Annotated in this window: 24 protein-coding genes and 6 tRNA genes; 3 read left to right on the top strand and 27 right to left on the bottom strand. The window is 45.6% G+C overall.

Annotated features, from left to right (window positions below; translation table 11 throughout):
• Nucleotide 1: 1 nt before the first annotated feature.
• From carA to BMW43_RS14240, 24 genes are all read right to left on the bottom strand, one after another.
• Nucleotides 2-1,066 (bottom strand): glutamine-hydrolyzing carbamoyl-phosphate synthase small subunit, encoded by a 1,065-nt coding sequence (gene carA / locus BMW43_RS14355; protein WP_091748979.1) that lies wholly within the window; start codon nt 1,064-1,066, stop codon nt 2-4.
• Nucleotides 1,063-2,352 carry a dihydroorotase gene (locus tag BMW43_RS14350; protein ID WP_091748976.1) on the bottom strand — a complete coding sequence of 430 codons (1,290 nt, stop codon included), beginning with the start codon at nt 2,350-2,352 and terminating at the stop codon, nt 1,063-1,065. Before BMW43_RS14350 ends, carA begins: the two co-directional genes overlap by 4 nt.
• The gene (locus BMW43_RS14345; RefSeq protein WP_439331454.1) at nt 2,336-3,298 is read right to left on the bottom strand and encodes an aspartate carbamoyltransferase catalytic subunit; all 963 of its coding nucleotides are present in this window, start codon (nt 3,296-3,298) and stop codon (nt 2,336-2,338) included. The genes BMW43_RS14350 and BMW43_RS14345 overlap by 17 nt, the downstream gene beginning before the upstream one ends.
• Nucleotides 3,299-3,928: 630 nt before the next feature.
• Nucleotides 3,929-4,114: a hypothetical protein gene (locus BMW43_RS14340; protein WP_091748973.1), complete on the bottom strand. Its 186-nt coding sequence runs from the start codon at nt 4,112-4,114 to the stop codon at nt 3,929-3,931.
• Between the two features lie 381 nt (nt 4,115-4,495).
• Entirely contained in the window at nt 4,496-4,675 is a 180-nt protein-coding gene (locus BMW43_RS14335; RefSeq protein WP_091748970.1) for a hypothetical protein, read from the bottom strand.
• 558 nt (nt 4,676-5,233) lie between these two features.
• A complete protein-coding gene (locus BMW43_RS14330) occupies nt 5,234-5,785 on the bottom strand; it encodes a C40 family peptidase (RefSeq protein ID WP_091748968.1) in 552 nt (183 codons plus the stop codon).
• Between the two features lie 24 nt (nt 5,786-5,809).
• The gene (locus tag BMW43_RS14325; protein ID WP_091748965.1) at nt 5,810-6,268 is read right to left on the bottom strand and encodes a hypothetical protein; all 459 of its coding nucleotides are present in this window, start codon (nt 6,266-6,268) and stop codon (nt 5,810-5,812) included.
• A gap of 123 nt (nt 6,269-6,391) precedes the next feature.
• Nucleotides 6,392-9,580 (bottom strand): efflux RND transporter permease subunit, encoded by a 3,189-nt coding sequence (locus BMW43_RS14320; protein ID WP_091748962.1) that lies wholly within the window; start codon nt 9,578-9,580, stop codon nt 6,392-6,394.
• An 11-nt stretch (nt 9,581-9,591) separates the two neighbouring features.
• Nucleotides 9,592-10,854, bottom strand: coding sequence for an efflux RND transporter periplasmic adaptor subunit (locus BMW43_RS14315; RefSeq protein ID WP_091748959.1), 1,263 nt, complete (start codon nt 10,852-10,854; stop codon nt 9,592-9,594).
• Between the two features lie 25 nt (nt 10,855-10,879).
• The gene (locus BMW43_RS14310; protein WP_091748956.1) at nt 10,880-12,178 is read right to left on the bottom strand and encodes a TolC family protein; all 1,299 of its coding nucleotides are present in this window, start codon (nt 12,176-12,178) and stop codon (nt 10,880-10,882) included.
• Nucleotides 12,179-12,819: 641 nt separating this feature from the next.
• Nucleotides 12,820-13,980, bottom strand: coding sequence for a sensor histidine kinase (locus tag BMW43_RS14305; RefSeq protein WP_091748954.1), 1,161 nt, complete (start codon nt 13,978-13,980; stop codon nt 12,820-12,822).
• A gap of 1 nt (nt 13,981) precedes the next feature.
• Nucleotides 13,982-14,677 carry a response regulator transcription factor gene (locus BMW43_RS14300; protein ID WP_091748951.1) on the bottom strand — a complete coding sequence of 232 codons (696 nt, stop codon included), beginning with the start codon at nt 14,675-14,677 and terminating at the stop codon, nt 13,982-13,984.
• A 293-nt stretch (nt 14,678-14,970) separates the two neighbouring features.
• On the bottom strand, nt 14,971-15,162 hold the full coding sequence (locus BMW43_RS14295) for a hypothetical protein (protein WP_091748948.1): 192 nt from the start codon (nt 15,160-15,162) through the stop codon (nt 14,971-14,973).
• Nucleotides 15,163-15,380: 218 nt separating this feature from the next.
• Nucleotides 15,381-16,037: a methyltransferase family protein gene (locus BMW43_RS14290; protein ID WP_091748944.1), complete on the bottom strand. Its 657-nt coding sequence runs from the start codon at nt 16,035-16,037 to the stop codon at nt 15,381-15,383.
• Nucleotides 16,038-16,059: 22 nt separating this feature from the next.
• Complete coding sequence (gene lgt, locus BMW43_RS14285) at nt 16,060-16,845, bottom strand: prolipoprotein diacylglyceryl transferase (protein WP_091748942.1); 786 nt, start codon at nt 16,843-16,845, stop codon at nt 16,060-16,062.
• A 126-nt stretch (nt 16,846-16,971) separates the two neighbouring features.
• Nucleotides 16,972-17,352 (bottom strand): hypothetical protein, encoded by a 381-nt coding sequence (locus BMW43_RS14280; RefSeq protein ID WP_091748938.1) that lies wholly within the window; start codon nt 17,350-17,352, stop codon nt 16,972-16,974.
• Nucleotides 17,353-17,403: 51 nt separating this feature from the next.
• A complete protein-coding gene (locus tag BMW43_RS14275) occupies nt 17,404-17,673 on the bottom strand; it encodes a DUF2933 domain-containing protein (protein WP_091748935.1) in 270 nt (89 codons plus the stop codon).
• A 259-nt stretch (nt 17,674-17,932) separates the two neighbouring features.
• Nucleotides 17,933-18,565, bottom strand: coding sequence for a hypothetical protein (locus BMW43_RS14270; RefSeq protein WP_091748931.1), 633 nt, complete (start codon nt 18,563-18,565; stop codon nt 17,933-17,935).
• A gap of 398 nt (nt 18,566-18,963) precedes the next feature.
• Nucleotides 18,964-19,046: transfer RNA gene (locus tag BMW43_RS14265), tRNA-Leu, on the bottom strand.
• 17 nt (nt 19,047-19,063) lie between these two features.
• Nucleotides 19,064-19,139 (bottom strand) — tRNA-Lys (locus BMW43_RS14260).
• Nucleotides 19,140-19,142: 3 nt separating this feature from the next.
• Nucleotides 19,143-19,218, bottom strand: a tRNA-Gln gene (locus tag BMW43_RS14255).
• Nucleotides 19,219-19,226: 8 nt separating this feature from the next.
• Nucleotides 19,227-19,302, bottom strand: a tRNA-His gene (locus BMW43_RS14250).
• 204 nt (nt 19,303-19,506) lie between these two features.
• Nucleotides 19,507-19,800 (bottom strand): ATP-dependent Clp protease proteolytic subunit, encoded by a 294-nt coding sequence (locus BMW43_RS14245; RefSeq protein WP_218140697.1) that lies wholly within the window; start codon nt 19,798-19,800, stop codon nt 19,507-19,509.
• Between the two features lie 296 nt (nt 19,801-20,096).
• Nucleotides 20,097-20,184: transfer RNA gene (locus BMW43_RS14240), tRNA-Leu, on the bottom strand.
• A 164-nt stretch (nt 20,185-20,348) separates the two neighbouring features.
• Here BMW43_RS14240 and BMW43_RS14235 point away from each other — a divergent pair.
• On the top strand, nt 20,349-21,035 hold the full coding sequence (locus tag BMW43_RS14235) for a polysaccharide deacetylase family protein (RefSeq protein WP_177173607.1): 687 nt from the start codon (nt 20,349-20,351) through the stop codon (nt 21,033-21,035).
• Nucleotides 21,036-21,128: 93 nt separating this feature from the next.
• Nucleotides 21,129-21,205 (top strand) — tRNA-Arg (locus tag BMW43_RS14230).
• Between the two features lie 523 nt (nt 21,206-21,728).
• Here the strand turns inward: BMW43_RS14230 and BMW43_RS14220 are convergent.
• Nucleotides 21,729-22,880: a DNA polymerase IV gene (locus BMW43_RS14220; RefSeq protein ID WP_091748921.1), complete on the bottom strand. Its 1,152-nt coding sequence runs from the start codon at nt 22,878-22,880 to the stop codon at nt 21,729-21,731.
• A 190-nt stretch (nt 22,881-23,070) separates the two neighbouring features.
• Nucleotides 23,071-23,346 (bottom strand): hypothetical protein, encoded by a 276-nt coding sequence (locus tag BMW43_RS14215; RefSeq protein ID WP_091748918.1) that lies wholly within the window; start codon nt 23,344-23,346, stop codon nt 23,071-23,073.
• 187 nt (nt 23,347-23,533) lie between these two features.
• Here BMW43_RS14215 and BMW43_RS14210 point away from each other — a divergent pair, with 187 nt between their 5' ends.
• Entirely contained in the window at nt 23,534-24,256 is a 723-nt protein-coding gene (locus BMW43_RS14210) for a M48 family metallopeptidase (RefSeq protein WP_091748915.1), read from the top strand.
• Nucleotides 24,257-24,274: 18 nt separating this feature from the next.
• On the opposite strand, the gene BMW43_RS14205 is transcribed toward BMW43_RS14210, so the two are convergent.
• The gene (locus BMW43_RS14205) at nt 24,275-24,787 is read right to left on the bottom strand and encodes a hypothetical protein (RefSeq protein WP_245732487.1); all 513 of its coding nucleotides are present in this window, start codon (nt 24,785-24,787) and stop codon (nt 24,275-24,277) included.
• Nucleotides 24,788-24,844 lie beyond the last annotated feature (57 nt).

Here is a 24,844-nt window from a genome sequence, read left to right as displayed (position 1 = left end):
ATTATTTTCCTCCGTTCAGCAGCGTCAAAAATTCATCAAACAGGTATGTGTTATCATCCGGTCCAGGAGCTGCCTCTGGATGATATTGTACCGAGAATACCGGCAGACTCCTATGCCTCATCCCCTCTACCGTACCATCATTTACTGCACGATGCGTAATGATTACGTCCTTATCCGATAAAGATGCTTCATCTACTGCATACCCATGATTTTGCGAGGTAATATGCACCCGGTTCATTGCCAGATTTTTAACCGGCTGGTTGGAGCCCCGGTGGCCGAATTTCAGCTTATACGTATCGGCGCCAAGGGCAAGCGCCAGCAACTGGTGTCCCAGACAAATACCAAACATCGGCTTTTTGTCCAGTAACGCTTTTACTGTTTCGATCGCCTCAGGCACATCCTTCGGGTCGCCCGGGCCGTTGGACAGAAACACACCCTCCGGCTGCAGCTCCATGATCGCTTCTACCGGTGTATCCGCCGGCACGACCACCAGATCGCAGCCAATATGATGCAACGAATTTAAGATATTGCGTTTAATCCCAAAGTCCATGACAACGACTTTCGGCCCACTGCCGGCAATCGTATAAACTTCCCGGGTAGTCACCTCTTGGACAACGTCACGGGTTAACGGCTGCGCCAGCAGTTCCGCCACTTCATCCTCCGTCGCCGTCAGCGGCGCAATAACTCCTTTCATGGTCCCGTGAGAACGGATACGTTTTGTAATCGCCCGTGTATCTACGCCATAAATACAGGGGATTTTCCGTGAAACCAAGTAATCTCCCAACGTTTTCTCCATCAAGCAATTGCTGGGAACCTCACAGAGTTCACTAATAACAAACCCGCGTACATAGGACTGCCTGGCCTGTTCAAAAATATCAGCCACACCGTAATTGCCAACCAACGGATAGGTCAGCGTCACAATCTGCCCACAATAAGAAGGGTCTGTTAAAATTTCCTGATACCCCGTCATGCCTGTATTAAAGACTACTTCACCGGTAGTCACCATATCATGTAATAAGTGCCCATAAAAAATACTGCCGTCTTCCAGGATCAACTTCCCGTTCATTCCAACACCTCACCATTCTGCATAATCATCTTGCCTTTAACGATAGTAGCCACCGCTTTCCCTTTTAGCTGTCTTCCCTCAAAAGGAGTCAATTTTCCTCTGGTATAAAACTTCCGGCTGTCAACGGTCCATTCTAAATCTGGATTGATAATGGTAATATCGGCCAGTTTTCCTTCCCCCAATACACCGGCTTCAATCCCCAGTATTCGGGCAGGATTGGCTGACATTCGTGCAACAATCTCCGGCAGGGTGAACAGTCCGCCATGATACAAGGTCGAAAGCACAACGCCTATGGATGTTTCCAAACCGGCAAATCCGCTGGGCGCAAACCGGAACTCACGATCCTTTTCCTCAAAGGCATGCGGCGCATGGTCTGTGGCAATGGCATCAATGGTACCGTCTTTAAGCCCGGCAATCAGCGCTTCCCTATGCTCATTTGATCGCAGGGGGGGATTCACCTTTGCTGCGGAATCAAAATCCGCAACCACCTCATCGGTCAAGGCCAGATGCTGCGGTGTCACCTCGGCAGTGACCTTAATACCGCGCGATTTAGCCTGTCTAACCAGTTCCACTGCGCCTTGGGAACTGATATGGGCGATATGAATTCGTGAACCGGTGTATTCAGCCAGCATAATATCCCTGGCCACAGCAATATCCTCAGCTACTGAAGGGCGTCCCTTAATTCCCAGCATAGCCGATACTGCCCCTTCGTGCATGTGCCCCTCATTCACCAGCGTTTCATCCTCGGCATGAGAGATGATTGCTTTATCAAACATGCCCGTATATTCCAGACCTGTTTTCAACAATTTGGCACTTTCCACACAATGACCGTCGTCCGAAATAGCAACCGCACCGCTTAGCAGCATATCGCCTATTTCAGCCAGTTCCTTGCCTTCCTGCCCTTTACTCAAGGCTCCGATCACCTTCACATGCACGACCCCTTCGAGTTGGGCCCGTTGCGCGATTCCGGCCACCAGAATGGCATTATCGATAACCGGCTTCGTGTTCGGCATACAGGCTATCGTAGTAATCCCCCCGGCAGCGGCTGCCCGTGTTCCGGAAGCAATGTCCTCCTTCGCCTCCAGTCCCGGTTCCCGCAAATGTACATGCATATCAACAAATCCCGGAGCAACAACCAAACCCACAGCCGGAAAAACCTCAGCATCCGTCACGTTGATATCGCTGCCGATTTGAATGATCTTCTCATTTTCGATCAATATATCGCCTATGGCATCAAAATCTTTGGCCGGGTTGATAATTCTGCCACCTTTAATTAATAGCTTCAATCTCTTTCCCTCCCATCAATACCAGAAACAACAGCGCCATTCTCACAGCCAGTCCATTTTGAACCTGCTCCTGAATTGCCGACTGCTCACTGTACGCCACATCAGGCGCAATTTCCAGTCCCCTGTTCATCGGTCCCGGATGCATAACGAGGGCATCCGGTTTGGCTAAAGCCAGCCGGTCTTTGTTGATCCCAAAAATCCGGGCATATTCCCTTGCCGACGGGAAAAGCCCCTTTTGCTGCCGTTCCCGCTGAATTCGCAGGATATTAACAACATCGGCACCTTCCAAAGCATCTTCCACTCGATTATGTACATAGACTCCGGTTTTTTCGATATCCCGCGGCATGAGTGTCTGTGGCCCTGCCAGGTGAATTTCAGCGCCCATTTTTTGCAGGCCCCAGATATTAGAGCGCGCCACGCGGCTATGCAAAATGTCACCAACAATCGCCACTTTCAGACTGGCAAACCCGCTCTTTTTTTGCAAGATAGTAAACATATCCAAAAGCCCCTGGGTAGGATGCTCGTGGGCTCCATCCCCGGCATTGATGATGACCGGACTCACTGCTTTTGACGCATACTGCGCCGCGCCTTCCGCTTCGTGACGCATGACAATGATATCGACGCCCATAGCCTCCACCGTCATTAAGGTGTCGCGCAGGCTTTCTCCTTTCACTACACTGCTCGCACTGGTAGTAATATTCACTACATCAGCCCCCAGGTATTTTCCGGCCAGTTCAAAGGATGTCCTCGTTCTGGTACTTGGTTCAAAAAACAGATTTATGATCGATTTTCCTCGCAAAGTAGGTACCTTTTTAATATCGCGCCGGATAATCCCCTTCATCTCTTGCGCCGTGTTTAGCACCAATTGAATCTCAGGGACCGTCATATGCTGCAATCCCAAAATATCTTTTCCCCGCAGTGACACCTGACTTCTAGCCACGCTCATAACGCCAATCCTCCTCTTGAATGTAAAAACTCCCTGCCCAGGCGGCAAGGAGTTATGTTAAGACAAGTTCCGGCAATGACTAAAATACCAGTTAAACACTTAACATCCTTGCCAACCTCTCTGGATTAACTTAAAGGATAGTATTTGTATTTTTCGGTTAAATAAGCCTTCTTTGCTAGCAATACACTGTTAAACTAACTCCGCAACAGCCTTTCCGGTTTCACAGAACCAGTTTAAAGTCATTGTTTATTTATGCAATATTAACTTATATATATACTAGCAAATTTTCTCAAAGACTGTCAAGCAAAACAAAAGCCTTTCTGCATGTGAGCACACAGAAAGGCATCAACGTTCTCATGTATCCTTACCGGTCTCACAGAACCAGCTTAAAGGTATTGTTTTATTTATTATACTCCTTAATCATAGCTCGGTCAACAGCAATCTTCCTGCACGTGCCAAAGGATCTAGGGAACCACTGACTTATTCATATTGCGCATCCTGGCGGATCTTTTCCCATCTGGCTGCGTCAGCAAAACCTTGAAATAGGAACCACTATTCCTGCGGTTTTACTTCCTTGCCAGCCGAAAAAATCTCTCGTCAGGCTGGCTGGCTCATTAAATCACCGGTTCCCTAGTCATATTCCATACCTTCCTGCCTGTCGTTGTCCAAAGAACCGTCTACTCCGATTTGTTGCTTTATCATTGTATCGCCACTAATTTGCGTTGCTTTTTTTATCATCGTAGGAAGTTTCACATAGACCTTACTGTCAATGTTTCTTTCCTGCCAGAAATGATATACTTTGCTGGTATAAGACATAACCGTTACCCCACTTTGTTATCTTTATCATTAACAGCGTATTCTACTGACACTGCTTTTTATTTTGGCCGGCCAAAAACAAATTATACTCTTCGTTTATCTTATTTCAATTTATTTCCAGGAAATAAATTCCATCATTAAATATCTCAATAAATAAAAAGTCATTTACCAAAGGTAAATGACTTTTTATTTATTGGATATTTTTACATTAATCTCTTTACCGCAACCCGCGCACTTTCCTACGCCAAATTGGTTGAAGACAACAACACAATTACAGGGCATATGGATTAACACCTCAAGCCACACTCCTTTAATAAAAAATCTACCACTCTATTATTCTATGCCAAAAAGCTTTATTGATGCCTATAAAATTTCCGTATATCAAGCAGGAGTATCACCAAAGTTAAAGTCAAATTCCGCTAATAATTTTTTCCAGTAGGAGTCAAAAGCCATTCCTAACGCAAAACCGATAAGCAACAATATGGGCAATCCCAGCAATATCGCCAAAATTACCATACCCAGAATAATCCAAATCCAATTCCAACTTCCGCCCCATTCCATAGCCTTCCCTCCTATCCACGTTATGTAATATTATATGCTTTGTCCATTAGTAATGTGTATGAAATTCATCTTTCCATCTGCTTACTCACTTACTTTTAGATATTATCACCAGGGCATGTCTTCAAACTAGTGTCTTGCCAAAGTTGTGAATTAGGATTAGGCAGTATAGATTTTTTTGCAATGCAATGCGGAGGAGGCGCGCATATCGGGATTATGTAAGGCGACGACAACGCAGCAGTGCGAAAAAAGATATGCTGTCTAACCTAAGATTTAACTTAGTCAAGACACTAGTAGTCTGTAAACTCTAAGGTTAAAGGATGAATTGCGAGAGATTTTTGTCCTGCGAGACGAAAAAGGCGCGCATATCAGGAATATGTAAGCCGACGACAAGCAGGGCGGACTATAGAATCGGGGTCTACAGACCACTAGCTAAAACGCTTCCTGACTGCACTTTTTGTGCCATGGGTCATTCTGTTAGCTTGAAGACACGCCTAGCCGTATACAATGAATATTCATGCAAAAAGCTTCCAGGATAGCCTGGAAGCTTTTCTTGTAAGGTCACAAAACCCGTTTGGCTCCGTAATACCGTTGGACGAAATAATTGTCCCGCATGTCTCCAATGGCCACTACGCCTTTAGAAAAAGATGTGTGAATAAACTTACTGTCACCGATATAGATCCCTACATGAGATGCCCCCGGCTCATAGGTAGTAAAGTAGATGAGGTCACCTGGCTGCAGAGCTGCCGGCAAGACCGTCCGCCCAACTAAAAACTGTAGGTCGGCAGTGCGAGGCAGATTAATACCAGCCTGCCGGTATACATACTGGACTAAACCGGAGCAGTCAAAGCCCTGGGATGGCGAAGCTCCACCCCATACTACCGGTTGCCCCAGCATATTGCCAGCGATCACCAGGACCCTGGCCGCCTGTCCATTAGGTTGGACCGGCAACCGGGCTGCGATAAGCTGTTCGTCAGCTACCGGCATCGACACCTCCAAGATAGAATCCAGAGACGCTACAAACTGATTATACCCGGAAACCGGAGCGGCTTGAACTCCGGTGACACTACTAAACAGCAATCCGGCAAATAGGATTGTCAGGCATTTTTTCATCAGCCGCTCCTCCTATAGGCTTTTCTAGTGATTCATGCTTTGCAGATGCGTTGTAGTCTCTTTCATAATAGCCTGCATGTCTTTGACTTTACCTTCAAGAGCACTCGGATCCGTTTTTCCCGAATTTACGCTGTCTTTAATGTCTTTTGCTGTTTTACGCAAATGATCTTCCAGACCGTCATCCATCATATGGGGAAGAACTTTGTCCACTGTACTCACGAGCTGTGCCGCGCTCTTTTGGGCATCCATCATTTGGCCGCCCTTCACTTGCTTTACTACGTCTTGCAACGCTTTGTCCATATCCTTCATGATAGGCATGGGATCTTCCTTAGGCATTGTCGCGCTATGTCCCTGATGGCCGGTCGCCTGTTCCTGCGCCGCAGGAGTCTGAGCCGCCGGTTTTTCACTAGAACCGCAGCCTGCGATTAGAGCCATCCCTGCGACAATAGCCACAATGCCAAATAATACTTTAGTTTTTTTCATAATTAAATACCCTCCAATAGCTTAATAGATTTATATTTCATTTTTAGCTTATTACTGCTTTTGTGGTAGGGCAGGATGCCCCACCACCGTTTTTTCAGGTAACCGATTTGATTATCGGTCAGTTTACTCTACCGTATGAAAGTCTCCGGTTACAGTTGGTTTTTTCCGCTCAAGCCACCGATGCCAGACCAGATATATACAAGGCAGTACAATCAGTGTCAAAATTGTGGAGGTAACCAGTCCGCCGACAACAACCGTAGCCATCGGCCGTTGCACCTCGGCGCCCGTACCAGTTGCAAAGATAAGTGGAAACAAGCCTAAGCTGGCGACAAGCGCAGTAATCATGACCGGCCGCAAACGGGTAAACGCTCCTTCCATAATTGCTTCTTCCAAAGACCGTTGATCTCTCAGGTGTTTTATATACGTCACCATAATTACCCCGTTTTGCACGGCAATTCCAAAGAGGGCAATAAACCCGACTGCCGCCGCTACCGTCAGATAGGTATTGGTCAGATACATCGCCACAATACCACCGACCAAAGAGAAAGGAATATTCATTAAGATAAGGAAAGCATCGCTGACCGACTTAAAGCTCATGTAAAGCAAAAAGAAGGTGAGTACCACAACTGCCGGAACTACAATAGCCAGGCGGTCTTTAGCCCGTTGCTGATTTTCATACTGTCCGGTCCATTTCATAGAATAACCGGGAGGCAAATCCACCTTTTCTTTAATAACCTTATTGGCTTCATTCACAAAGCTAACCACGTCCCGTCCCCGGGTATTCATCTGTACAATCATCCGGTAGACTCCGTTTTCGCTGCTGATCATTGATGGTCCGTCAACCACTTGAAATTGGGCAACTTCCCCTAGCGGTATATAGGCTCCGCTGACCGGCTTCGCCGCCGCGGTCGCACCACCACCGCCCATGCCGCCCATCCCAACGCCGGCATTTGCCGTTACACCCGCCCCACTGCCGGTTACCGGGATCAGAATATTTTGCATAGCGTCAATGCTTTCGCGGTTTTCCCGGTTATAGCGCACCAGCACGTTGAAACGCTTACGCCCTTCGATGGTAGTGGTGGCACTTTTACCTCCGACTGCCAGTTCCACGGCATCTTCGACATCAGCAATGTTCAAACCATAACGGGCCGCTTTTTCCCGGTTAACCTGAATCTCCAGATAAGAGGCACCAAAAACCCGTTCCGCCAGAAGGTCGCTGACGCCCGGTACCGTTGCCAAGGCTTTTTCAATATCAAACGCTTTTTGCTGCAATACGGCTAGGTCTTCCCCATACAGTTTAATGCCTAATTCGGTACGTACCCCGGTAGTCAACATTGATAACCGGCCGGCAATCGGCTGAGTAAAGGCTAAATTAAGACCGGGAATGTTGGCAAGTCTGGCCATCATTTCCTGTTCGATGGTGTCTTTGGTTACACCAGGCCGCCACTCTGCCTTGGGCTTTAAGGTCACGATGGTCTCAATCATGCTGATGGGAGCCGGATCCATAGCCGATTCCGCCCGGCCGACTTTTCCCACCGACATATCGACTTCAGGAATGTCCATGATGACTTTATCCATGGTTTTGGCTGCTTCCAGGGCTTCGGACAAAGATACACTGGGCAGCATGGTCGGCATCACCAGAAATGTTCCTTCATCCAAGGCCGGCATAAAGGTTGTTCCTAAAAGCGGCAGCAAGGAAAATCCGGCAATCATAACAGCAATAGCGGCCGTAATGGTAGTTTTATAATACTTCATCACAGCTTTTAAAACCGGCTCATACCACTGATGCATTTTGGCAACAATCCAGGTATCCTTTTCCTGGATCTTACCCTTAAGCAGCAAGGTGCACAATACCGGTACCAGCGTAAAGGCCAGCAGCAGCGATCCGCTCATAGCAAAGGACTTTGCCCAGGCCATCGGCGTGTACATTTTACCCTCGGTACCGGTCATGGTAAAGACCGGCAGGAAGGTGACAATAATAATTGTTATGGAAAAGAAAATGGGTGCGGCTACTTCTTTCGCGGCTTCCAGCGTTACTTCAATGATATTGCGCCGTCCGCGATCCTCGGCCAAATGCCGGAAGATATTTTCTACCATAACGATAGCCGCATCCGTCATAACTCCAATGCCGATAGCAATCCCGCCAAGAGACATCAAATTGGCTGACAAATGAATTTGCTTCATAGCAATCAATGCAATTAAAATACCAATCGGGATGGCGCTGGTAACAATCAAGCTGGACCGGACATTGCCTAAAAAAAGAACTACAATGATAGAAACCAGAATAAACTCTTCAATAAGTGCCCGGGTTAGCGTATTGACCGCTTTTTTCACCAAATCGGTTTGGTCATAAAAAGGAACGATCCTCATTCCTTCTGGTAAAGTTGGCTGAATCTCGGCGATTTTAGCTTTCACTTGATCGATAACATTAAGAGTATTTTCGCCCATACGCTGAATGACAATGCCGCCGGCCGCCTCATAGCCGGACTTTGTCAGTACCCCGCGGCGAAAATCCGGACCGGCCGCCACACTGGCCACATCTTTGATATAAATAGGTACATTATTGTTTTGGGTGATCACAATGTTTTTAATATCATCAATCGATTCAATTAAACCCAGACCACGAATAATGAATTCCTGGCCGTTTTGCTCTACAACCTTGGCGCCAATATTGGCGTTATTAGCCCCCAGTGCCCCGAATACCTGATTAAACGTCACCCGGTAGCTTTGCATAAGCTGCGGGTCAAGGTTGACCTGATACTGCATGACATAGCCGCCAATGCTGGCCACTTCGGCTACACCGGGTACGGCGCTGAGCTGCTGCTTGATGGTAAAATCCTCTACCGTTCGTAAATCGGCTAAGTTGTGGCGGTCGCTTTCCACTGTATACATAAATACCTGGCCCATTGGCGTACTGACCGGGCCCAGTGTTGGCTGAACACCGCGCGGCAGTTGAGGAATAGCCTGCTGTACCTTCTCATTTACCACCTGGCGGGCAAAATAAGGTTCCACTCCATCCTCAAAAATAACAGTAATCAGCGACATCCCGAAAGAAGAAGCCGAACGTACTTCTTTTACGTTAGGCAGACCACGCAAGGCTGTCTCCAAGGGATAGGTAACCTGGTCCTGAATTTCCTGCGGTCCCCGTCCCATCCAGTCGGCCGAAACAAGAACCTGATTTTCGCTCAGATCAGGAAAGGCATCGATAGGAGTATCCCGTACGGTAAAAACTCCCCAGACAATAACCAACGCGGTTAATACTAAAACAATCACGCGGTTTTTCAAGGAAAACTCGATTAATTGATTGAGCATGCTGATCCTCCTTAATGACCGCTATGGCCGCTGTGTTCGCCCCCGGCAGCCGGTGATTCACCACTGCCCTGATCGCCTGTTGCCGCAGGTGCGCTTGCGGCCCCTCCGCCACCGTGGCCGGCATGACTGCCAAAACTGCCCAGTTTGGTTTGAGAATCAATAAGGAAGGTAGCTGCGGTAACTACGGTTTCTCCCGGTTGCAGTCCGGACAGGATTTGAACATAGCCATCCGCCGACTGCCCGGTAACTACATCCCGTTTAACAAAAGTGTCTTCACTTTGGGCTACAAAGACAATTTTGCGGCTGCCGGTATCCAAAATAGCCGATTCCGGAATGACCAGACTATCTCCTAATGGGATTTGCAAAGTGGCATTCACAAACATATTGGGTTTTAATTTTCCTGAAGGATTGGCCATTGCGATCCGTACCTTAACAGTCCGGGTCGCATCATCAAGCACCGGATTAATAAAGGTCACTTGACCGGTAAATGTTTCTCCCGGATAGGCTCCACTCGTTACCACCACCTGTTGGCCGGGAGTAATGCTGGCGATGTCCTTTTCGTAAATGTCAGCATATAGCCATACAGTGGATAAATCCGATAAACTGTATAGTTTATCACCAGGCATAATGTACGCACCCGGCAGTAATTGTTTTTCCAATACCGTCCCGCCGAACTGGGCATAGATTGTCATATGGTCCTTGGTCTGGCGAGTATGTTCAAGGTGAGCAATATCTTCATCTGCAACATTTAATAGTTGTAGTTTACGCCGGGCCGCTTCCCGCAGACGGTTGTTAATCTGGACAACATCCTTGCCGGCATTTTGCAGTTTCTGTACACTCTCCAGGGTCAGCAAATACTCTTCCTGAGCGGCAATATAAGTTGGACTGTATACGGCGGCAATAGCCTGGCCGGGAGCGATTGTCTCCCCTTCCGCAGTTACATACAGCTCGTCGACCCGGCCCTCAACCCGGGACGTAATATAGGTTTTTCCATCCTCGTTCATAGCAATCTTGCCGGTAGTCTTTATCTCCTTGTTTAGCGGCTTAGTAACAGCTTGTGCTGTCTGCAGCCCGACCAGTTGACGGGCTTTTGCGTCTAATGTCACCGTATCACCCATAGCCATGACCGGCCCGGACATTTGATGTCCCGCATGCCCTGCTGCTGCCGGTTGATTATGCTGCGCGGTATAATAATAGCCAACTCCACCGACAACCAACACACCGGCAGTTACGCCCATGATGATTTTCTTTTTGGATCGAAATTTTTCTATCATGCTGTCCCTCCATTTCCTATTACCTTTATGGCTGTGCCTCACTGGTAAACAAGGGTTTCCCTACTGCTTTCTCCAAATTAGCCACTGCTTTTTCATAATCCACGCGGGCTTTATAGTAATCTAATTTCGCGTTGCGCAGGGCGTTCAGGCTATCCAAAACTGCCATAAAATCGACCTTGCCATTGGTATAGCTTACCACTCCGGCCTGATAGGTTTGTTCAGCCTGCGGAATCACCGTGTTTTTATACAGATCAATTTGACGCCAAGCCGATTGAGCTTCGGTCAAGGCCATTTGTAAATCCAGGTCAGTCATATTTTTCATGGTAGCCAAGGATGCCTGGGCAGTATCCAGACTTGCCTCGGCCGATCTGACTTCTGCCTTGTTTTTACTCTGCCACAACGGCAGCATGACCATAAATTCCATCTTCCAGGTGTCGGGTTGCGTATCCATCATTGTCTGTTTTCTGTCTTTATAGCCAATACTCAACTGGTAATCGGGCAAGCTTTGTTTATTAGCCAGCTCCACACCGTTCTTTGCCATAGCCAGTTGCCGTTCCATGCTCACAACCGCCGGTTTATTGGTTTGCGCCTCTTTTTGCAATGCAGCTAAATCAAAATTGGGTGGCGGTGCACTAAACTCTTCCTGTACCGCAAACAGCGTATCGGCTGAACGGCCAAGAATAGTATTCACCTTGGCTTTAGCTACCGCCGCCATAGATGCCATATTTAATAAATCCGTAGTCATTGTGGAAAACTCAGTCTGAGCCCGGAGCGTATCTTGTAAAGGTACCATCCCGGTTGAATAATTCACCTGGGCAATTTGTACCAATTGGCCCATCAATTGCTGATTTTCTTTGCCGATTTCCAGTGCCTTATCGGCATAAAGCAGGTCATAATAGGCGGATTTCGCTGTGGAGTAAACCTCCATTTGCTTGTCTCGATAATTGGCTTCGGCCATCCCTGCATCACTGCTGGCCATTTTCCCCATCGCTTTTAATTTTGCCGGATTCATGATGTCCTGAGTAAACGTATATTCGGTCATCATAGCGTCAAAGGGATTGAGGCTGTTTTTGGGAATATCATCTTTCATAATGCCAAGCTGAGGGTTAGGCCAGGCTTTAGCCAGTGCAATACGTGCCTGTTTTTCTTCCCAGCGCTTCTGGCTTTCCATAACAGCCGGATTATTTTTGACCGCCGTATCCACTATCTGCTGTAGGGTCAATATTTCCTGCTGTTCTGCTGCCAAAACCGGGGTATTTGCCAATACGGTCATGAGGGTTATCAGCACCAACCTCTTCCCGGTTGCCCATTTTCGTTTGTCCATAGTGCCTCCTTTTTTCTGCGATCTAAAATTAGTTCAACATAATTGCTCGGTTAGAAGCTATCGTCCCTAAATGACTTACTACTCAACTATACAAGTTTCGTATGAATAAGTTATGAAGGGATATTGAAGAACTTATGAATTTTGCTTCGTTCTAAAACTATCGGAAGGCTTCTTTACATAAGACAGTTCATTGATAGAGGAGTTCAAGAACGTTCCTCCTCCCGAAGAATGACAATATAACGAATAATGATTCCTAATGCAAACAATTGCACAAAAAATAACAGCCACATGATTCTCTTCCCCCTTCTAATACATGCCGTAATCATACCCGCATGGTGTGAAGATGTAATGAACATGTCATGAAGAAGTAATGCTTTTTTAGTTGGTCTGGCAGTTTTCTTAAAATTGGACACCAAGGCGGATAACGCAAATAAAAAAAAATGAGACGCAGCTTATCTGCGTCCCCTCACTAGTCCCTTGTCAGGCTTAGTCCAGTGAATACGGGCGGTCTATTTTCCGCACCGCTTCGTTGTCGTCAGTTAGCATACTAATGGTCTGCCGCCTTCCTTCACCTCACGTTGCGAAAAACAGCCTCGCCATTCCCCTACTGACTGACAAGGTACTAGATGTTTCAAGAATCATCACTGCGTTTCCGCTGAATGTGTCAAATCTGTTTCTATAGGTATCAGTACTTGAAAAACACTACCTTCTCCTAATTCACTTTTCACCGTCACTTTGCCGCCATGGTTTTCCACCAACTGTTTTACAATGGCGAGTCCCAATCCGGACCCGCCGCTTTTACGATCCCTTGACTTATCACCCCGGTAAAAATGATCAAAAAGATACGGCATATCCTCCGAGGCAATCCCGGAGCCATGGTCGGCAACCGCCACCTGCAACCAACGATCTTTTTCCTTCATCACGAGCCTGGTAGTAACCTGAATCTCTCCTTGTTCCGGTGAATAACGGATAGCATTCACCAGAAGATTGTAAAACACCTGACTCATCCGGTCGCTATCCACCACCACTTCCGGCAGACAATCGGCTAATATAGAGGTAATCCGGATATGTTTGACATCGGCCAGAGGCTTGAGTAGGATAACCGCCCGGGTGACAATAGGGTTAATATTGGTCGGGTACTTTTCAAGTGCCAATTGACGAACTTCGGCCAACGATAAATCCCTGAGATCTTTTATCAGTCGATTCAAATGAATAGCCTCTTCATGCAGTGAACCGAGCTGTTCCTTACTCGGTTCAATCACCCCATCAACCATACCTTCCAAATGTCCCTGGATAACCGCCAACGGCGTCTTAAGCTCATGGGCAATATTGGCTAGCAACTGTTGGCGTAATTTTGTATTGACTCTTAATGCCTCAGACATACGGTTGAAAATGCCAGCCAAATAGCCAACCTCATCCCGGGTCTCTATCGGTACATTTTGCTCATAATTACCTTGGGCAATTTGTTCAGCGGCCCGGCTAAGATTACGCAGTGGAACAGTAATGCTGCGGGCCAGGATATAACTCGCCAGGAGCCCTGCTGCTAAAATACTCATCCCCACCCAAATGAGCGATGTATGAACAGAGGCCAAAAAGGTATGCTCCAATGGTCCCATGATAATACTTTCATCCGGCTCATTTAGAAGCAGCATAGTTCCCCGAACCGCCTCCATATGTTGTACCACCAGGTATTCCTGAAAAAGTTGTGTCATTTGCTGGTTGGTCAGATAGATGAGCAAAAATACCGTCAATACCACTGTCAAAAACATCAATCCCGTAATTCGCGTAATAATACTGTTCATTTTAATCACCAACATCACCGGCGAATTTATAACCTATTCCATAAACAGTTTGAATATATTGCGGCTCTTTGGGATTCTCTTCCAGTTTGCGTCGTAAGTTCTTAATGTGTGCATCAATAGTCCGCTCATAACCGTCAAAGGTATACCCTTGAGTTTGTTCCACAATTTGCAGCCGACTAAATACCTTATCGACATTAGTGGCCAAAATACCTAATATTTTAAATTCTGTTGGCGTTAATTCAATGGTTTTACCGTTACGCTCCACCCGGTAACGTTCGAAATCAATCGTTAAATTACTAATTTGAACGGGTTCATGTTGCACGACTTCCTTACGGGTCCGCCTAAGAATTACCCTGGCCCGGGCTACTACTTCCTTCGGGCTGAAAGGTTTAGTCACATAATCATCAGCGCCGATTTCTAATCCTACCAGCCGATCGCTTTCATCATCCCGGGCGGTAAGCATGATAATAGGAGTGTCGTTGTCTCGCCGGATTTTCCGACATACTTCCCAGCCATCCAGGCCGGGCAGCATTAAATCCAGTACAATAATATCCGGCTTGCGCTGCCGTACGATTTGCAATGCATTCAAGCCGTCGGTAGCCACCTCAGTTAGAAATCCTGCTTTTTCAAAATACGTTGTTAGCAGCTTGGCAAGCTTTGCATCATCATCGACAATCAATACAAAATCGGGAGCCATAAAAGCCCTCCTTTCAAAACAGCAGTCATCTTTTTTAGTTCCCCGGGATCATCCTAGTTCGTTCTCTGCATTACACTCTCCATCAGTATACAAGGCCATTATGAAGAAGTATTGAAGAAACTATGAATAATATATGTAATTTAAAACATCGGTCGTTTTTACGATCAAAGCATAACCTTACTATTCTTCAGAAAATACAACCGAACTTGTCTAATTTGCCAGAATTAAGTTATATGTATAAGCAGAAGAAAAAACAACCCTTACCTGAAGGGCTGCCTTTTCTGGTTACAATCTTAGCTCGTTGCATGATGACCGGCATGAATATTTTGCTCACTCTGGGGAGCATCCACCGGCGAATTTTGCTGATCCTGTCCTGACGTCTGTTCTGTGGCAAATACAGGGGTAGCTGCAGGATTGATAGCTGTACCAATTATGAAGGCAGCCAATATACCGGACAAAAAAATCCGGGGCAATCTTTTATTCATTCTCGTTCTCTCCTTATGTAATTACCATATATATTTCCTGAATATCATGATCTTGTTGCTTAGTATACTAAACTAATGTGAAAAAGCTATGAAGAAGTTTTGAAGAACTTATGAGATTTAGGAGTAACCGGCTGCCAAATCGGTATCCGGCTACTCCTACTAATACAAGATCTCTTACATCAACTTTAGGATTTGATAGAATGGCATATATATCCGGTTTACTTTTCATGTGTCGCGGTTTTCTTCCGGTTTAACCGCGGGAGAAAGCCGGGTGTAGCCGTCGCATACCGTTCGTAATCCCCGCCAAAGCTTGCTCGGGCTTCCCTTTCCTCCAACCGGGCCAGATGAATATACATACGAACCAGAATAGGAAACATAAGCAAAGTAAGGAGCGTTGGCCACTGGAGCAGAAAACCGCTCATAATGACAATAAATGCTGCATATTGAGGATGACGTATCACAGCATACGGACCGGTAGTCGCTAAAACATGCTCCTGCTGAGCGCGATACAGATAGCGCCAGGTCACAGCCAAAAAGATTAAACCTCCCCAGATGAGCCATTCACTAATCGTATGAATCGGGTTTTGATGAGGGTCGCCGCTCATTCCCAGGACTGTATACCACAAATGCCCGGCATTATGTCCGAACAGCGCATTGCCGGGCAAGTAATTGCCAAGCCAGCCTGATAATAGATAAATCGTCAGCGGAAATCCATACATCTCCGTAAACAAGGCCACGATAAATGCCGCGAAAGTGCCAAAGGTCCGCCAGTCGGTCCAGGACCGTGGCCGAGTAAAGCTAAAGGCAAAGATAATAAACACCAGCGAATTAATCAACACCAAAGACCATAAGCCATAACCCCAGTTATGTTCCATCTTTATTTCCTCCCTATTACTTTTAGATTCGCCCGCCCACCAAACGTTCTTTCCGCACCGGCCGCCGCTGCCACAGCCAAAGAAGCGCCGTTACCAGAGCAGTAACGAGCGCGGTCACTTGGGCCGCCTTAAACCCACCAATCATCAAACTGTCGGTGCGGAAAAACTCCAGTCCGAACCGAGCCAGCGAATAGAGAATAAAGTAAGCCAGCACAACCTGACCTTCAAATTCTTTCCGGTGAAATACGCGCAATAGTATGGCTAATATAACCAGATCCAAACCGGCTTCCATTAGCTCAGCCGGTACAAGAGGTGTAGTACCCCAAGCCTGGAAAGCCGGTGTACCCGGCTGATAAACCACCCCATACCAGGCATCCGTTGGTTTTCCGTAGGCATCACCATTGAAAAAACAACCAAAACGGCCAATCGCCTGACCTAAGATCAATCCCGGCGCTGCAATATCGGCAAAACGGCGAAACGACAAACCTTTCCGCCGGAAATACCACCAGGCCAGCACCACATTAGCAGCCACCGCTCCCTGAATGGACAGGCCACCTTGCCAAAATAAAAGGGCACGTAGCGGGGTGGCAGCATAATCACTCCAGGAAAATACAACCTCCCAGATTCTCGCTCCCAATAGTCCGGTAAAAATGCCATATAAGACGTATTCCTGCAATATACAGGTTGCAAACTCCGACCCATGCGCTAGTTTGTCAGCCAGCCATAAACCGGCAAAAATCCCCGACGCGACCAGCAGGCCCCAGATGTGAATCTGAAAATCACCAATACTAAATAAAATGGGATGCATAACTTCACCGCCCTCCGTATAATTTCATTGCAGCTTATTAAGTAAACCGACATGACTTACTTAATAAGCATAGATGCCTAGCACCGTATGGATACTAGGCATCCCCGCTCCAGAGAATAATGTGCGTTATGTTCGATCTCCCCCTGCTGCAATATCGTTAGCCGTTGTTTTTTCCTTATTAGTGTCTCCTGATTCTTTCATCATGGACTGGCGGTGCTGCTGCATGGCCGGCGACTTCATCATATCCGGACTTTTTTTTGCCTCTCCGGACTGTGCAGCCGCTCCGGTATGATCAAGATCTACATCCTTCATCTTGGCTTTACACTGTTTTTGCATGTCCGGTGAATTCGCCATCATGTCTGACTTCTTATTGTCCAACTGCTCCTTTTGCACCGTCCCCACACCTTGCGCAGACGCCTTGCCTAACGAAGTAGCCCCAAAAGCCAGTCCTAGTGTTGTCACGACCACCAAAGCGCCAATCATCCAACCATTTATATTTTTAAACATTAGTATCCTCCTCATAATATTGTTGTTCTGTCTCATCTCTGATCTTTTTTATTACAATTTACCTACCTCTTTTTTATCAGATACCACATGCTGTTTATGCCCCATACCACCCATCATAAACAGATGCATGATCGGACAAAGCAACAGCACCAAATATCCAGCGGCTCCAGTATTACCGTTTTGTTGTAAAAACAATAACATGGCCAGCGGCGCCAGACAATAGGCCAGCATCAACAGCATATGCTTTATTTTCCCACCATAGCTATGCGCTTGCTCTATCTTTTTATCGTCTTTTCTTTTTTCCGGTTTGCAGCACTTCATCGCAGCTCACCTCCTTATCAGTCCTGCATATGGACCTGACCGTAAAGCCGCTTCGTCCCTTATCCAGGCTCATTCTCTGGATCAACTCTGTTCTCATCATACCAGTCTATTGTGAAGAAGCTATGAAGAACTCTTGAAAAACCTCTATTTTTTATAAACTCTGGTATATTGAATTCGCGGCAATGTTATAAAGCAAAAAAGAACCTGGAAGTAAAATTCCAGGTTCTTTTGAACAAATCCGGCTACCATATGATTTAATTTACTCCTTCACCGTACTTCGATCCAACACCGTATAAGCGACCCCATCTTTTATCCAACTTTCCACCGTATGACCACTCAACTCCCGTTTGCTATAACTCGTAGGATTATGATCGATTACCTTGATATAGCCTGGTCGAGCAACAACTCTCTCCAAATCGGCATTAATCGCACTCTCTTTGGTGGTCACTCCATCCACCGCCGTATAAGCGACTCCATTTTTTATCCAGCTTTCCACCGTATGACCACTCAACTCCCGTTTGCTATAACTCGTAGGATTATGATCGATTACCTTGATATAGCCTGGTCGAGCAACAACTCTCTCCAAATCGGCATTAATCGCACTCTCTTTGGTGGTCACTCCATCCACCGCCGTATAAGCGACTCCGTTTTTTATCCAGCTTTCCACCGTATGACCACTCAACTCCCGTTTGCTATAACTCGTAGAATTATGATCGATTACCTTGATATAGCCTGGTCGAACCACAGTTTTCTCCAAATCAGCATTAATCACACTGACCTTGTCCGGCCTAATTTGGTCTAAATCTGGCAAAGATGCCGGATTCGCTGAAACCACACCCGCCAATGCCAGACTGATAAGTAATGTAGCTCCCATTACTACCTTTTTTTTCATTGTTTTTCCGCTCCTTATTTTGTTATTAGCAGGGCCTATCCTATGCATTCTTTCATACAGTCCCTATAAGGAAGAAGCCGCTTTATAGCATCCAAGCGAAAAATAACCATTTATACAACACTCTAGCATTTCCGCGCCTGCTTCCTTACTGCTAGTATAATCAAGTATTATGAATTGCCTATGAACGACTCATGAATAACCTCTGCTTTTTCTGTGAATCCTTTTTATTTTGAATAAGAAGCGCCAATACGGAATTGAAACTCCAAGCTAGACTTATCCTATCGCCGTTTAAAACCTACCAAGATTAACAACTACCGTTAGTCATGAAAAATAAAAAAACGCACGGAAATCTCCGTACGTTACCTACAATGCAATTAAAATCCATTTTATGATATTATTGGTGCGGGAGAAGGGACTTGAACCCCCACGGTCACCCGCCAGATCCTAAGTCTGGTGCGTCTGCCAATTCCGCCACTCCCGCATATTAAATTAAATAAATGGTGATCCACCCGCGACTCGAACGCGGGACACCCTGATTAAAAGTCAGGTGCTCTACCGACTGAGCTAGTGGATCACATGGCTGGGGCGGCTGGACTCGAACCAACGCATGCGGGAGTCAAAGTCCCGTGCCTTACCAACTTGGCTACGCCCCAAAATTTTATGGGGTGACTGGAGGGTCTCGAACCCTCGAATACCGGAGCCACAATCCGGCGTGTTAACCGCTTCACCACAGCCACCATATTACCTTGTAGAGGCTTACTCCTCTAACAACGAAGTTAATTATATCACCCGAAACATATTTCGTCAATCTTTTTGTCTTGCTCTGCATCAAACAACAGGCTATTCAATACAGTTTAAACGACACCCGTCAACGATGACTAAAGATCAACTTATGCCTTCTATTCGACGGCTTCACAGCATGCACATACAGGTTTTCACTGCTAACAGAGTAAGATTTTATCAACAAGCCCGTAATTTTTAGCTTCTTCGGCCGTCATGTAATAATCCCGCTCCATGTCTGCTCTCACTTTATCAATAGTTTGACCTGTAAGCCGGCTATATATTTCATTTAATTTTTCTTTTGTCTTCTCCAGCCAATCACTATGTATTTTTATATCCGTAGCTTGTCCTTGAAGCCCTCCCCAAATGGACGGCTGATGGATCAGTATCTCACTATTTGGTAAAGCAAATCGTTTACCTTTTGCCCCGGCCGCTAAGAGTAAAGTTAAGCGAATCTTTCACCTTGGAGCAATAATGCATACCCCTTCCACCTCTCTCCCAATTTATCTTAGGCATTCAGTCTTAATAGTTCTTGCTCAAATAAGACGATTTCCAATTTATTCCGATCAGAAGCAATTCTCTTATAAAAACTAACGTTACTTCCCAAGCAATGTTGGTCTGTATTATTCGCATTCATTCTTTCAAAATCCCCGTAGTCCATTGTTCTCTGCCGTCAGAGGCTTAAACGATTGGCTGGCAAATGAAAAATAAAAAAACCTTTCAAGATTAACCCTTGAAAGGTTTGATTTTCTGGTGCCGAAGGCCGGACTCGAACCGGCACGTAGGGCTACTACGCTTGATTTTGAGTCAAGTGCGTCTGCCAATTCCGCCACTTCGGCATAAGCAATATTCACTTCCTTAGTACAGTAAATATATTATCATTGAGCTAAAAGATTGTCAAGCTCCTTAACAATGTATTTTTTTCTTTTATGTTAATCAATGTATGTCCGGGGCCAGACTTGGAAATACTAAAATTGAGACACTGTTTACGGAGGTTAAACTCGTGAAAAAACACTTATATATTGGCAGTATTATATTTTTCTTTCTAATTGCCTTACATTCTAATGTTTGTATCGCAGCAGTCATTCCTATTGATCATATGCGAGTATCTAAAAGCATAGTTGCTCTAACAATAGAAGGGGCAGATAATGCCGAAAAGCTGAATCAAATTCTCGATTTTTGCCAACAGGAAAATGTCCGGCTTAGCTTCTTTTACCCGTCACAGATTATTGCTCAGAATAAAATATTGATCAAAAAGGCTGTCAAACAAGGGCATGAATTTGGTATTTACGGAGTAAAGCGGCAATACTGGGGTGAATTGCGGGAAGAAGATATACGTAAAGAAATAGTAATTGCCGATACCACGTTACGCCAAGTGGCCGGAAAATCATTGCTCATGAAACCACCCTGTCATTATTATGGAAATACGGTTTTAGAAGCAGTAAACGCGTATAATCCTGAACTGAGAATAATCCGTGGGATCAACGAAGCAGGCTGGCCGGAAAAGGGAAAGGATTCTCCTTCAGGAATCATGCGCCACATTGTTTCAGGCGACATCATTAACGTTACAATAACTACGGATCAATCACTGGCAGCAATAAAACGGCTGACGAAAGAATTAAAAAATCAAGGCTTTCAAATTGTGACTGTTTCTCATTTATTCTCCTTTGCTAAGGAAAAGAGCTCTTAATGTTTACGGTTATGCTAGGGGTTAGGCAATTTGCAATTATTTATATTGACAAGTTTACTTAAAAAGATTATACTATATAAGTAGCTGATCACTGACTCCGTAGCTCAGCTGGATAGAGCGTTTGACTACGAATCAAAAGGTCGCAGGTTCGAATCCTGCCGGGGTCGCCATAGGATTATTAAGAGCTTTACGAAATGCCGTAAAGCTCTTTTTTTGTTATTCATACATATTCTTGCAAGATTAGAAAAATGGCTGGCGGGAAAACTTTTATAATCAACAACTATTTATCACTAGTATCTCGCATCACTTAAAGTTAGGATAAGATTGTAAAGATTTTTTCATTCACAAAGTGGAGCCTTACATATCGGACATATGTAAGGCTTCGGCAACAAAGGGGACGGAAAAAGATTATCCGTGTATTTAGGTGATACAAGGTACTAAAAGGAGGCTTTGTGTATGAAGTGCCCTGTTTGTGGTACAGTCAGTTACTTCGAATTTTCTGTTTGCCCGTGCTGTGGTCATAGCTTTGCACTTGACCCGGAACAACCTTTACCCAACTGGCGCAAATTGCCAGGATTTCGTACGCAGACTCCCTGGAAAATGCTGCTTGCTTCCTTTGTTTATATTATCCTATTATTAGCTATAATAGCTTCATCGTTTCTTATACTAAACCCAGGCTAAGCCTCAAAATGCCTAAAACAGCCGGCCACGTTTTACAATCTCCGTCCCGAACCGCTCTTTCAATTCATCCATGGTAGAAGCTATTTTTTCACGTTTTTCCGTAACTTCATTAAACAGGCATAGTTGGGTTGACCGCTGGCTGAAATTGGACACAGACACGCCCAGAAGGCGAATCCCTTCCTTAACAATAATTTTGTCCATTAATTGTAATGCAATCTCATAGATAACTTCATCCAAAGCTACCGGGTCTTGTAACGTTACACTACGGGTAATGGTACGAAAAGAAGAAAATCGAACCTTTAAGGTAATCGTTTTACCGGCTAAGCCCTCTTTTCTAACCCGCCAACCGACTCGTTCCGCCAAATCGAGCAGCTTTGTCCTAATTTCGTCAGGTTGTTCAATATCCGTTTCAAAAGTATCTTCATTTCCTATCGACTTTGCCTCACGGTCAGGTATAACCGGCCGTTCATCCCGGCCCCATGCTAAATTGTATAGCTCTATCGCAGCTTTACCCAGAGTGCGTTCCAGCGTATAGGGATCAATTTGTCTTAATTTACCCACCGAGTCGACTTGAAGAAGCTTCAGCTTTTTTTCAGTAACCTCCCCTACGCCCCATAACCGGCTTACCGGCAACGGTGCAAGAAAATCCAGTTCTTCTCCCGGGCGAATGATCACCAGCCCATCAGGCTTCCGGTGAGCTGATGCCAACTTGGCCAAAAATTTGTTGACAGCGACACCGACCGATACGATCAGCCCCAACTCGGCATACACCCTGCTTTTGATTTGCCGGGCAATGTGCATGACATCCCCATATAGTAATTCCATACCGGTAACATCTAAAAAAGCTTCATCCAAGGCCAGTGTTTCAATCCGCGGTGAAAAATCCGCGAAAATATGAACAATCCGGGCCGAAATTTCAGCGTATTTACTAATTTGGGGAACGACATAAATTCCCTGCGGACAACGTCGTTTGGCCTCCATGATAGGCATAGCTGAGTGTACGCCATATTGCCTTGCTTCATAGGAGGCAGCCGCCACAACACCACGATTGCTTTTTCCGCCCACAATAACCGGTTTTCCCTGATATTCAGGATGATCCCGCTGTTCAACCGAAGCATAAAAAGCGTCCATATCAGCATGAATAATCCAGCGTTGCTGCGTCATGTTCCATCACTCCTCCCAAGAACATACGTTCGCATTTTATTATAAGACAATCCTGGCAGTCTGTCAAAGAACTTCTGTTTTATTTAGCTACCAAATAACAAAACTGACGCCGGCTGCGAGAGCAACGTCAGTCCACACCAGGCAAATAAAAGAACGATAAGTTTCTTAATTGCTATAATCCCAAGAATGTTTATTCACGCTTTATAGCTGCAGATTTTTTAGAAAAAAGCTCCAGCATCTCCTCATCAGTGCATTGCGCATATAGCTGGCAATAGCGCACAATCTTTCCAGCTACCGGCTCTTCAATGATATCCCGCTCATACTTATCTTTATATTGGGCATTCCAAAATTCATATCGTACCCCAACCAGTTCAAGTCCCGGTTCAAAACCTGTCTCATATTGAATAACCCGTTTTACCAAGAAAAGATCATCATTTTCGGCTAAGATATGTTTTTCTTGTTTCATTAAAACCTTCCCCATTTACAGCTTATTATCTAGGATCATGGTGTATATATTCAACTTATCAAAAAAATCCCCTTCACCAGCGTCCAACTTATTAATCATCGTCAGCAGGATTTAACGCATTAACGCAAAACTCTATTATAAAAGCTCCTCAGACTCGGTACCCTACGATAAAATCACAGGAGATATTATGGATAAAACAATCACGCTCGAAGACAGGACATTCCTTTGCCATATCACCTATCAAAAAAAACGCAAAACGGTACAGCTTAAACTGACAAATAGCAACTCTTTAGATATAGTAGCTCCTTTAGGCTGCCAACTGGCTACTATCGAAAAAATAGTAGTGCAAAAAAGCAAATGGATTTTATCCCGCATCGCACAATTGACCGCATTATCCGCTATTCCGGTTAATCAGCATATCCAGAACGGTGCTGCTCTCCTCTATCAAGGCGAAATCTTTCAGCTCCGTTTTTCTTATAACAATACGATTCTACCGGTTTATATTAGCGGCCAGGAGATAGTAATTGCATTACCGGATCAGTCAGTCTCACCAGAATACATAGCCACTCAACTAAGGAAATGGTATGGACATGCAGCTGCCCGGCAGCTGGCCCATAGAACATCTTGTTGGTCCGCCAAACTTAAAGTCTGCCCCAAACGCATTTCCATCAAAGATCAAAAAACCCGCTGGGGCAGTTGCTCTTCCTCCGGCACGGTCAGTTATAACTGGCGGATTATAATGGCACCTCCCAGTGTAATGGATTACTTGGTCATTCATGAGCTATGTCATTTCCTCGAGCCTAATCATTCTCATAAGTTCTGGTCCCTGGTGGAAAAGTTCTCGCCAACTTACCGTCAAGAGCGAAATTGGCTGAAGAAAAACGGCCCACTATTAAGCAGAATCCTCTAAGGAACTGATTTATATTTCCTAACGCCTAAATGCCCCTAGGCGTTTCCCCGCACTATATGCGATCCACCCACCGGCAATCCCGGTGACCGCTTGCGGCCAGCTCATTACAAAAAGCAGCCCTGCGGCAACTTTCTCCGGTAAGATCAGCCACGCAGCCAGCCAGGTACATGAACCAAACATAAAAACGGCTTTAGTAGACGCGGCAACCACAATACCTATTCCGCCGTTTTTCCTCTTGATTAAAAACAAAGACAGACTGATATAGATTATATTTCCTAAAGCAACAGGAATAATGAAGATCGGCACAAACAGCATTTGCTGAAAATAAGCGACAACAGGGGCCAGGACCGCAATCGCGAACGCAGGACCGAAGCCTGAAAAATATGCGGCAAGTAAAAGACAGGCATTGACCAGGCTGCCGATAATAAACGTGGTGGCAACTGCAGGAATGGGAATCAATAGCCGCAAAGATTGAAATAGCAACGTTAAAGCCAACAATAAGGCCGCTCGGGTTAATCGGTGATTTTTCAAAATCCCAGCTCCTTTCCCTTCAGTTTTGCATAAATAATCATGGCTGCACGATGAGTG

The organism is Propionispora vibrioides (assembly GCF_900110485.1).
GTDB classification, from domain to species: domain Bacteria; phylum Bacillota; class Negativicutes; order Propionisporales; family Propionisporaceae; genus Propionispora; species Propionispora vibrioides.
The sequence above is the reverse complement of the archived record's forward strand: the minus strand, read 5'-3'. Positions and strand labels throughout refer to the sequence as shown.